This is a genomic window from Bacillus sp. JK106 (genome assembly GCF_053663355.1).
In genome coordinates, this window is record NZ_JBSJQC010000009.1 from 1 (window position 1) to 10,791 (window position 10,791).

2 protein-coding genes are annotated in these 10,791 nt (G+C 50.1%); both read left to right on the forward strand.

Features of this window, described 5'->3' with window-relative positions:
- Positions 1–4,599 (forward strand): amino acid adenylation domain-containing protein (locus ACWJJS_RS19795; RefSeq protein WP_454023835.1); only part of this gene is annotated, 4,599 nt, incomplete at its 5' end.
- Positions 4,600–4,624: 25 nt separating this feature from the next.
- Positions 4,625–10,791 (forward strand): amino acid adenylation domain-containing protein (locus tag ACWJJS_RS19800; protein ID WP_454023836.1); only part of this gene is annotated, 6,167 nt, incomplete at its 3' end.

A 10,791-nucleotide genomic window follows, 5' to 3' on the forward strand; every position in this document is an offset into this window, starting at 1 on the left:
GAGTTCGGTGTTCAGGTGCCGTTACAGGACATCTTCGCCCGGCCGACGGTGGAAGAGCTCGCTTCGGTTATTCAGGAATTGGAAGAGAGCCCGTATGAAGCGATTCAGCCTGCGCAAACACAAGATACCTACCCGGTGTCTTCGGCGCAGAAACGGATGTATGTGCTCCAGCAGCTTGAAGACGGCGGTGTCGGCTACAATATGCCGGCTGTGCTGGAACTGACGGGCCCGCTTGACCGTGTCCGGCTGGAGGAGACGTTCCGGCAGCTTGTGGAGCGGCACGAGTCGCTCAGAACGTCCTTTGAAACGGGGCCTGACGGCGAACCGGTGCAGCGCATCCATGACAGCGTACCGTTTCAGCTCGATGAGGCCGAGTCAGCTGACGCATTCGTCCGGCCGTTTTGTCTGGAGGAAGCGCCGCTCTTCCGTGCGGCTCTCGTGAAAGAATCGGACGAACGCCATCTTTTATTAACGGATATGCATCATATAATTTCTGACGGTGTGTCCGTCAACACCTTGATAAAAGAATTCGGCGAGCTGTACGCAGGCCGTTCGCTTGCGCCGATGCGCCTTCAATATAAAGACTATGCCGTCTGGCAGCGGTCGTTTCAGGAGAAAGAAGGATATCAGAAGCAGGAAGCCTATTGGCTGAAGCGGCTAGAAGGAGAGCTTCCGGTGCTTGAGCTTCCGGCTGACAAGTCCCGTCCGGCGGTCAGAAGCTTTGCGGGCGGCAGCGTATCGTGCACGCTTGACGCTGAAACGGCATCCGGCCTTCACCGCATCGCCCGGGATCACGGCTCCACTTTGTATATGGTGCTTCTCGCCGCGTACAATACGTTACTCGCGCGGTTGAGCGGGCAGGAAGACATCATCGTCGGCTCGCCGATTGCCGGGCGTCCGCACAAAGACCTTGAACCGATTCTGGGGATGTTCGTCAATACACTCGCCATCAGAACGGAGCCGAAGGGGGACAAACCGTTTACCGATTATTTGGCGGAAGTCCGCCAGGCGGCGCTTGAAGCGTATGAACATCAGGACTACCCGTTTGAAGAGCTGGTGGAACGGCTCGGCGTGCAGCGGGACACAAGCCGTAATCCGCTGTTTGACGTGATGTTTGTGCTCCAAAATATGGAGCGTGAATCCCTGAATTTAAATGAGCTGCATTTGACTCAAGCTGCGGATACAGGTCATAAAACCGCAAAGTTTGATGCCACGCTTTACGCGGCGGAAGGGTCTGACGGTTCCATCAGCTTTGATTTTGAATTCAATACAGATATCTATCAAAAACAGACAATCGAAAAATGGCTTTCTTACTTTACCCGAATTCTTACAAAAGTAATTGAAGACCAAACAATACCGCTTGGTGACATTCACGTACTGGATGATGCTGAAACAAATCGCGTCATTTATCAGTTTAATCAGACGAAAAGCGATTACCCAAGACACGAAACCATCAGCCGTTTATTTGAGCGTCAGGCTGAAGAAACCCCCGATGCCCGGGCAGTTGTATATGATGGACAAATCTTGACATACCGTGAGCTGAACGAACGGGCTAACAGAATAGCGGCGGCTCTCCGATCAAATGGCGTCGGTCCGGAAAGTGTTGTCGCCTTATTAACCGGCCGCACAACAGAGCTTGCTTCCGGAATCCTCGGAATATTAAAAGCGGGAGGCGCCTACTTGCCTATCGGTGACGATGTGCCTCGGGAACGGGCTGAGTGGATGCTTAAAGACTGTAAAGCTGATATTCTTCTCCAATCTGATAAACTTGACGGTCTGCCGCTTTCAGGAAAACGTTTATTCATAGAGGATATTCAAACAAAGGCCGGCTTGAGTTCGGAAAATTCCGAAACGCTCGGCGGACCTGAATCATTGGCCTACATGATTTATACGTCCGGGTCAACAGGTGCGCCAAAAGGCGTCATGATTGAACAGCGAAGCGTGATCCGCCTTGTGAAAAACAGCAATTATATTGATTTTACGCCGGAAGACAGACTGTTGTTTACTTCATCATTAGGATTTGATGTAACGACATTTGAAATATTCGGCCCGCTTTTAAACGGCGCTTCTTTATATGTAAGTGACCAGGAAACCTATCTCGACTCTGATGTTCTGGACACATTTATACAGCAAAACGGCATTACGACACTGTGGCTGACATCGTCTTTGTTCAATCATCTATCAGAACAAAATGAATACGTGTTTTCAGGATTGTCCCGATTGATTATCGGCGGGGAAGCACTGTCCCCGAGCCATGTAAACCGGGTTCGGAATGCGCTGCCGCATCTCTCAGTATGGAATGGATACGGACCGACTGAAAACACGACGTTCTCGACTTGCTTTTTGATTGAACAATCATACGATCATTCAATCCCGATCGGCCGCCCTGTCGGAAATTCAACCGCATATATCATAAACAGCAGGGGAACACCGCAGCCGATAGGCGTCATCGGCGAATTATGCACAGGCGGAGACGGTGTGGCAAGAGGATATTTCGGCCGCCCTGAGCTGACGGAAGAAAAATTTGTCCCTAATCCTTTTGTTCCCGGAGAACGGATGTACCGCACCGGAGATTTAGCCCGCTGGCTGCCGGACGGAACGATTGAATATGCCGGACGGATGGATGATCAAGTGAAAATCCGCGGTTATCGGGTCGAGCTGGGAGAGATTGAAGCCGCACTGAGGAGCCTGGACGGCGTGAAAGAAGCTGCCGTGTCAGTCAGAACCGGGCAGTCCGGCAATAAAGAACTGATCGCATATATGAGTCTGCAGGCGGACATGGATACAGAAAAAGTGCGTTCTTCACTTTCTAAGCAACTGCCGAATTACATGGTTCCGGCCTATATGATGGAACTTGAGAAGCTGCCGCTTACGCCGAACGGTAAATTGGATCGGAAAAATCTGCCCGAACCGGAGCTTGCGCTTCAAACCGCGTACACAGCTCCCCGCAATGAGCTTGAAGAACAGCTTTCCGTGATCTGGCAGGAAGTGCTCGGCACAAAACAAGTCGGGATTGAGGATTCATTTTTTGAGTTGGGCGGCGATTCAATCAAAGCGCTGCAAGTTGCCGCACGGCTCGGACGCTACGGGTGGAAAATGACGGCAAGTGACTTATTCCGGCATCCGTCCATTAAGGAACTCGCGCCTCTTATCCGGAAAGCGGAAAGAGTCATCGATCAGCGGCCGGTGGAAGGAGACATACCTTGGACACCCGTTCAGCACTGGTTTTTATCACAGCGGATGGAAAACAGAAATCATTTCAATCAGTCCGTCATGATGTTCAGCTCTGACGCATTGCATAAACAGCCGCTCAAACAAGCTTTGGAGCATCTTGTCATTCATCATGATGCACTCCGGATCACCGTCAGTGCAGAAAACGAAAGTATCAGACAAATCAATCACGGTATTCAAAAAGAAGAACTGTACAGCTTGGACATTTGGGATCTGTCTGAGACAGATACTTGGGAAAGAGAAATAGAAGATGAAGTGGCTGCGCTCCAACAGCGGATGGATATTGAAAAAGGGCCGTTATTAAAAGCCGGATGGTTCAAAACCCGGTCAGGGGATTATTTATTCATCACCGTACATCACCTGGCGGTTGACGGAGTGTCATGGCGTATTCTGCTGGAGGATTTATCTGCCGCTTACACTCATGCCGTAAAAGGTCAGCCGGTCCAGCTTCCGCCAAAGACCGATTCGTTTAAGCAATACGCCGTAAGGCTTTCAGAATACGCAAAAAGCAGCAAGCTGATGCGTGAAGAAGAATATTGGCGTTTTATTGAAGAGGAAACAGCCGCCGAACTTCCTTATGAAAAACCGCAGCATCAGACGGGAGCCGACAGCATTCGGCAAACGGTAAGCTTTACGCTTACAGAAGAAGAAACGTCCGTTTTGCTTCAGCAGGTCAACCGGGCCTACCATACCGATACGCAAGATATTCTTCTGACTGCCGCAGCTTTGGCTTTACGGGACTGGACAGGGGGCGGCAGACTGCGCATCGCGATGGAAGGGCACGGGAGAGAGCACATCATGCCGGAGCTCGACATCAGCCGCACCGTAGGCTGGTTTACCTCCATGTACCCGGTGCTCATTGACTTGAACACAGCAGGCGCTGAGCTTGGAACGGCTGTAAAAACGGTCAAAGACACACTCGGAAGAATACCGGATAAAGGAATAGGCTACGGCATTTTAAAATACATGACACCGCCTGAACAAAAAACAATCCGCTTCAGACAAGCCCCTGAAATCAGCTTTAACTATTTAGGGCAATTCAATGATACAGAAGATCAGCACACATTCAGTTTATCCGGTCTTGCGAGCGGGCACGACATCACGCCGACATGGCAGCGGGAACAAGCGGTGGAAATGAGCGCGATGGCTGCACAACATAAACTGCACTTCAGTTTGAGCTATCCGCCGAGCCGCTTCCGCAAAGAAACGATGGAACAGCTGCTGCAAACTTTACAGCAATATTTGCGTGATATTATGGCGCACTGCACAGGCAAAGAGGAAGCAGAAAAAACCGTTAGTGATTTTAGCAGCAAAACGTTAACATCTGATGATTTGGACAGCATAGCGAGTTTTGTCGAGGAACTGTAGAAAAAGGCGACGGGGAGATTATAACATGACAAAAAAGAATGCAATTCAGGATATTTATCCGCTGTCTTATATGCAGGAAGGAATGCTTTTTCATTCCCTCCTGCAAAAGGAATCACAAGCTTACGCCGAGCAGGCCTCTTTTTCAATAACAGGGAAGGTTGACACCCGCGTGTTTGAAGAGAGCGTTCATGCCCTTTTCGAAAGACATGATATTTTCAGAACGATCTTTATCAGCCAGAACGTGTCAGTGCCGCAGCAGGTCGTATTAAAAGAGCGGAACGTCAGCATCATTGAGGAAAATCTCACCAATTTAAACAAGGCTGATCAAATCAAGCATATTGAAGAAGCCAAACGAAGAGACCGAAAGAAAGGATTTCACCTGCAAAAAGACATGCTGATGCGGGTGACGCTGCTTCAAACCGGTGAATGTGAATATACGTGCATATGGAGTTTTCATCACATTATTATGGATGGCTGGTGTCTCGGAATCGTGCTGAAAGAGTTCTTCCAGATATACGCCTCGCGGCTCCGCCGGACACCGTTAACGCTTGAGCCCGCTGTGCCGTACGGGACCTACATCAAGTGGCTGATGGAGCAAGATAAAGAAAAAGCCGCTTCGTATTGGGAGCGATACCTTGAAGGCTTTGAGCAGCAGACTGTTCTGCCGAAGCAGAAAAAAGCCGGCGAAAGCAGCCAAGAGGAAGTGACGTTTTCCTTTTCAAAAGAGGACACGGCTAAGCTGAAAGATCTGGCCGTGAAAGAAGAGGTCACGCTGAGCACCATTTTCCACACGCTCTGGGGCATTTTGCTTCAGGCGTATAACCAGACAGAAGATGCGGTTTTTGGTTCTGTTATTTCCGGAAGGCCGTCTGAAATCGAAGGCATCGAGCGAATGATCGGTCTGTTCATTAATACCGTGCCTGTCCGGATCAGCGGGGCGGACATCCCGTTTCAAAAGCTGATCAAAAACGTGCAAAAGGACGCTTTGAAAGGACAGGCATACAGCTATCATCCGCTTTATGATATACAGGCGAATTCACAGGTAAAACAAGGCTTAATTGACCATATTCTCGTCTTTGAGAATTATCCGGTTGAACAGGAGCTTGATGTACTGAACAGCAAGGGGGACACGAAAGACCTTTTTCACATCCATGATTTCAGCATGGAAGACGAAACCAATTACAGTTTTTATCTTATGGTGGCGCCGGGTGACGAGATTCATTTGAAAATGAGATACGATTCAAGCGTGTATGACCGCCAATTTATCGAAAATATCAAAGGTCATTTGACACATATCGTTTCCCAGATTCTCGACAAACCTGATATCACGCCGGATAAGCTTGTAATCATCACTCCTGAGGAAAAAGAGCAGCTGCTTGCTCCGATTTCTGAAGAAACTGAAAAGCCTGAGTATGACACGATTCATGCGATGTTTGAACGGCAGGCCGCACAAACGCCGGATCAAATCGCGATCCGGTATGAAGGCGGGTCAGTGACGTACAAAGAGCTGAATGAATCGGCTAATAAGCTGGCCCGTCTGCTGCAAAAACGCGGATTAAAGCGGGAGGAGCCGGTAGGCGTCATGCTCGGCCGTTCCCCTTCTTTAGCGGCGGCCGTTCTCGGTATTTTAAAAGCAGGCGGCGCCTTTGTCCCGATAGATCCCGGCAGTCCAAAGGAGCGTATCCGATATGTTATTGAAAACAGCGGCTGCATCCATGTTGTAACAGAGCGGCATCAGTCACTCCCCGCGGGACAAACGCTGCAGGTTACATATATAGAAGAGGCCGGGACGGAAGCGGACGGAAGCAATGTGCAATCCATTAATACGGCGGACGACCTCCTTTATATGATTTATACATCCGGTACGACAGGGAAACCGAAGGGCGTGCTGCTCGAACATAAAAATATGGCCAACCTTCTTTCTGACCAATTGACGAACACAGACATTGATTTTTGCACAAATGTGCTGCAGTACGCATCTTTGGCGTTTGACGTCTGCTATCAGGAGTTATTTTCAGTACTCTTAAGCGGCGGCACCCTTTGTATCGTGCCCGAATCAATCAAACGGGATGTTTCTCAGCTGTATTCGTTTATCGATCAGCACAAAACAGAGGTGGTGTTTTTCCCGACTGCGTTTGTCAAGATGCTTTTCAATGAAGAAGGTTATGCACAGTCTTTTCCCCGCTGTGTGAAGCATGTCATTACGGCCGGGGAGCAGCTGACTATCTCACGTTTGTTCAGGCAGACGCTCCGTTTACACGGTATGCATTTGCATAATCATTACGGCCCGTCAGAAACCCATGTGGTTTCAACGTATACGATTTCTCCGGGAGATGACATACCTGAACATCCGCCGATCGGGAAACCGATCCATCATAACAAAATGTATATTCTCAGCAAAAACAGACAGCTTCAGCCTCTCGGAATTGCGGGAGAATTGTATATTTCCGGAGCGAATACAGGAAGAGGCTATGTGAACAATCCGGCGCTGACCGAAGAGAAATTTTTGCCGGATCCGTTCAGAACGGGCGCCGTCATGTACCGGACCGGAGATTTGGCAAGACTGCGTGCGGACGGCCAAATTGAATACATCGGCCGGACAGATGATCAAGTGAAGATCAGAGGGTACCGGATTGAACCAAAGGAAATTGAAACCGTCCTGGCAAATCATCATGCCGTGAAAGAAGCTGCCGTGCTGATTCAAACGAATGAGTCGGGCGAAAATGAATTATGCGCCTACTGCAGCGTCTCACAAGCGACTGATCCTTCTCAGCTGCGAAGTGATTTGGCCAAGGAGCTGCCTGATTATATGATTCCGGTCAAATGGGCTTTCGTTGACTCGATTCCGCTCACTGGAAACGGCAAAGTCGATCAGCGGGCCCTTCCGGAAGCTTCGGCGTACGCAGCGGGCCGTCGATATACAGCTCCACGGAATGTGACCGAGCTGAAGCTTACCCGCATATGGGAAGAAGTGCTTCAAACCGGCCCGATCGGCGTTCACGATCACTTTTTCGAGCTTGGCGGCCATTCATTAAAGGCGACGGCACTCGTTGCAAAAATAGCTAAAGAGTGCAGCGTGCAAATCCCGCTGAGTGATGTCTTCAGCTATCCGACTGTAGAAGAACTCGCCAAAATCATCGGTGAAGCAGAAGAGAATCCGTTCGCATCCATAGAAAAGACAGAAACAAAAGAAACTTATCCTGTCTCATCCGCTCAAAAACGGATGTATGTCCTTCACCAGCTTGAAAATGGCGGTGTCAGCTATAACATTCCAGCCGTTTTAGAGGTGAAGGGGCCGTTTGACCGAGACAGGATGGAAGCCGTGTTCAAGGAGCTGATCCGGCGGCATGAACCGCTCAGAACGTCCTTTGAAGAAAAAAACGGCCGGCCTGTGCAGAGAATTCATGACGAAGTGCCGTTTGCATTTACAAAAGAACAATCAGCCGAATCGTTTATCCGGCCGTTCGATCTCGGCAAAGCGCCCCTTTTCCGGGCGGGATTTGTCCAAATAGAAAAAGACCGGCAACTGCTTTTAGCTGACATGCATCATATTATTTCAGACGGCGTATCCGTCAATCTTTTGATACGTGAATTCAGTGAGCTGTATGCTGAGAGAAGTCTGCCGCCGTTACGGATTCAATACAAAGATTATGCCGTCTGGCAGCAATCATTTAAGGCGGGCGCCGCATATCGGAAACAAGAGGAATACTGGCTGAACCGGCTTGCCGGGGAGATTCCCGTGCTTGAATTGCCGGCTGATAAGCCGCGTCCCCCGGTGCGGAGCTTTTCCGGTGACCGGGTGTCATTTGTCATCAGCGAAAAACATACAGCACAGTTGAAAAAGCTGGCGAAAGAAAACAAATGCACACTTTATATGACGCTGCTCGGTGTGTACACGGTTCTGTTAGCCCGTTTAAGCGGACAGGAAGATATGATTGTCGGGTCTCCGATTGCAGGAAGGCCTCATGCCGACCTTGACGCCGTTCTGGGCATGTTTGTCAATACGCTCGCTTTCAGGACGCGTCCCGACGGAAGCATGACGTTCAAAGAATATTTAAAGGAAATTCGCCAAACAGCGCTTGAGGCTTACGAACATCAGGATTACCCGTTAGAAGAGCTCGTCGATAAGCTCGGTGTGCCGCGGGACATGTCCCGAAATCCGCTGTTTGACACAACATTTGCGCTGCAAAATATGGAACAGCAGAAGCTTAGGGCAGCCGGACTTGAACTGCAGCCGGCAGACGTCAGCCTGCCGATTTCTAAATTTGACTTATCGCTGTACATCTCCGAAAACGCCGGTGAATTGTACTGCCAGTTTGAATACAGCACCGATTTGTTTGAGAGAAAAACGATTCAAAAATGGGCGGAATTTTTCACGACACTTGCCGAAAACGCCGCAGCTGATCCGAGTTTGGAATTAGACGATATTTCTGTTTTGTCAGAAAAAGAAGAAGTGTCTCTGCTTCAAAATTTCAGCCCCTTGCAGAAAACGGCGTTTCCGCTTCATCAGCCTCTTCATGATCTGCTGGAACAACAGGCGGAAAAAACGCCGGACCGTCCGGCGATTTTAACTGATGACATTTCGATTACGTATCAGGAGCTGAACGAAAGAGCGAATGAGCTTGCGCACCGGCTGATCAAGCGGGGAATAAGGCTGGAGGATAAAACTGCCATTATGGGCCGGCGTTCTCCTGACATGCTGATCGGCATTTACGCTGTCTTAAAAGCAGGCGGTGCATATCTGCCGATTGATCCGGATTATCCGGAAGAGCGGATTCGCTTTTTACTGAAAGACAGCGGCGTGAAATTCTTACTGGCAGAACCAGAACTTTTCGCACCAGATCTTTTTGAGGGAGAAACGATCTCTCTGAAAAGCGGGCAAACAGGAAACCCGGAAGCTGCGGCCAACCCCAATGTTCCGGTAAAACCTGATTCATTGGCTTATATCATCTATACATCCGGTTCTACGGGACGCCCAAAAGGCGTGCAGGTTGAACATCAGTCAGCCGTAAACTTTTTATACTCGCTGCAAACGCGTTATGGATTAAAGGATTCCGACACCATTCTGCATAAAACATCATACTCTTTCGATGCTTCGATTTGGGAGCTGTTTTGGTGGCCGATCGCGGGAGCTTCTGTTTTTCTCCTTCCGCAAGGCGGCGAGAAAGACCCTGAAATGATACTGAACGCATTAGAGAAAAACCGCATAACGGCAGCTCATTTTGTGCCATCTATGCTTCATGCTTTCTTGGAATATATAAATTCCAGAAAACAGCCGATCAAAAAGACCTGCTTGAAAAGGGTTTTTGCCGGCGGCGAACAATTGGGCCCACACTTGGTTTCCCGTTTTTATGACCTTCTGCCGGGAACGGAATTGACAAATTCCTACGGTCCGACGGAAGCGACGGTAGAAGCGGCGTACTTTGATTTGCCGCAAGGAAAGGAATTTCACAATGTTCCGATCGGCATTTCCGGACATAACATGCGGCTGTATATTTTAAATCAAAAGAGACAGCTTCTGCCGCCGGGCTGTATCGGAGAGCTGTATATCGCGGGGACAGGAGTGGCCCGGGGCTACCTGAACCGGCCTGAGCTGACGGAGGAGCGCTTTCTCGATGATCCGTTTTACCCGGGAGAACGCATGTATCAGACGGGCGATATCGCACGCTGGACAGAAGACGGCCTTGTTGAATGGCTCGGGCGTTCAGACGGACAAGTGAAAGTCCGCGGCTACCGGATTGAACCGGGGGAGATCGAAGCGGCGATCCGGCGCATCGACGGCATTCGTGAGGCGGCAGTCACCGCCCGGACCGAACACGGCGAAACCGCACTTTACGCCTATATTGAAGGACGAAAAAGCGATGACGTGCGGGCGGAGCTCGCGGCACGCCTTCCGGCCTACATGATGCCGGCTCAGTTTATAGAGATGAGCGAATGGCCGGTCACGCCGAGCGGAAAACTTGACCGCCGCGCGCTGCCGGCTCCCGGCGGATCGGCAGACAGACGGGCGTACACAGCCCCGCGGAACGTCACGGAAATGAAGCTTTGCGCTCTTTGGGAAGAGGTGCTGAAAAACGGACCCGTCGGCATCCGGGATCACTTTTTTGAGCGGGGCGGCCATTCGTTAAAAGCGACGGCTCTCGTCTCCCGCATCGCCAAAGAGTTCGGTGTTCAGGTGCCGTTACAGGACAT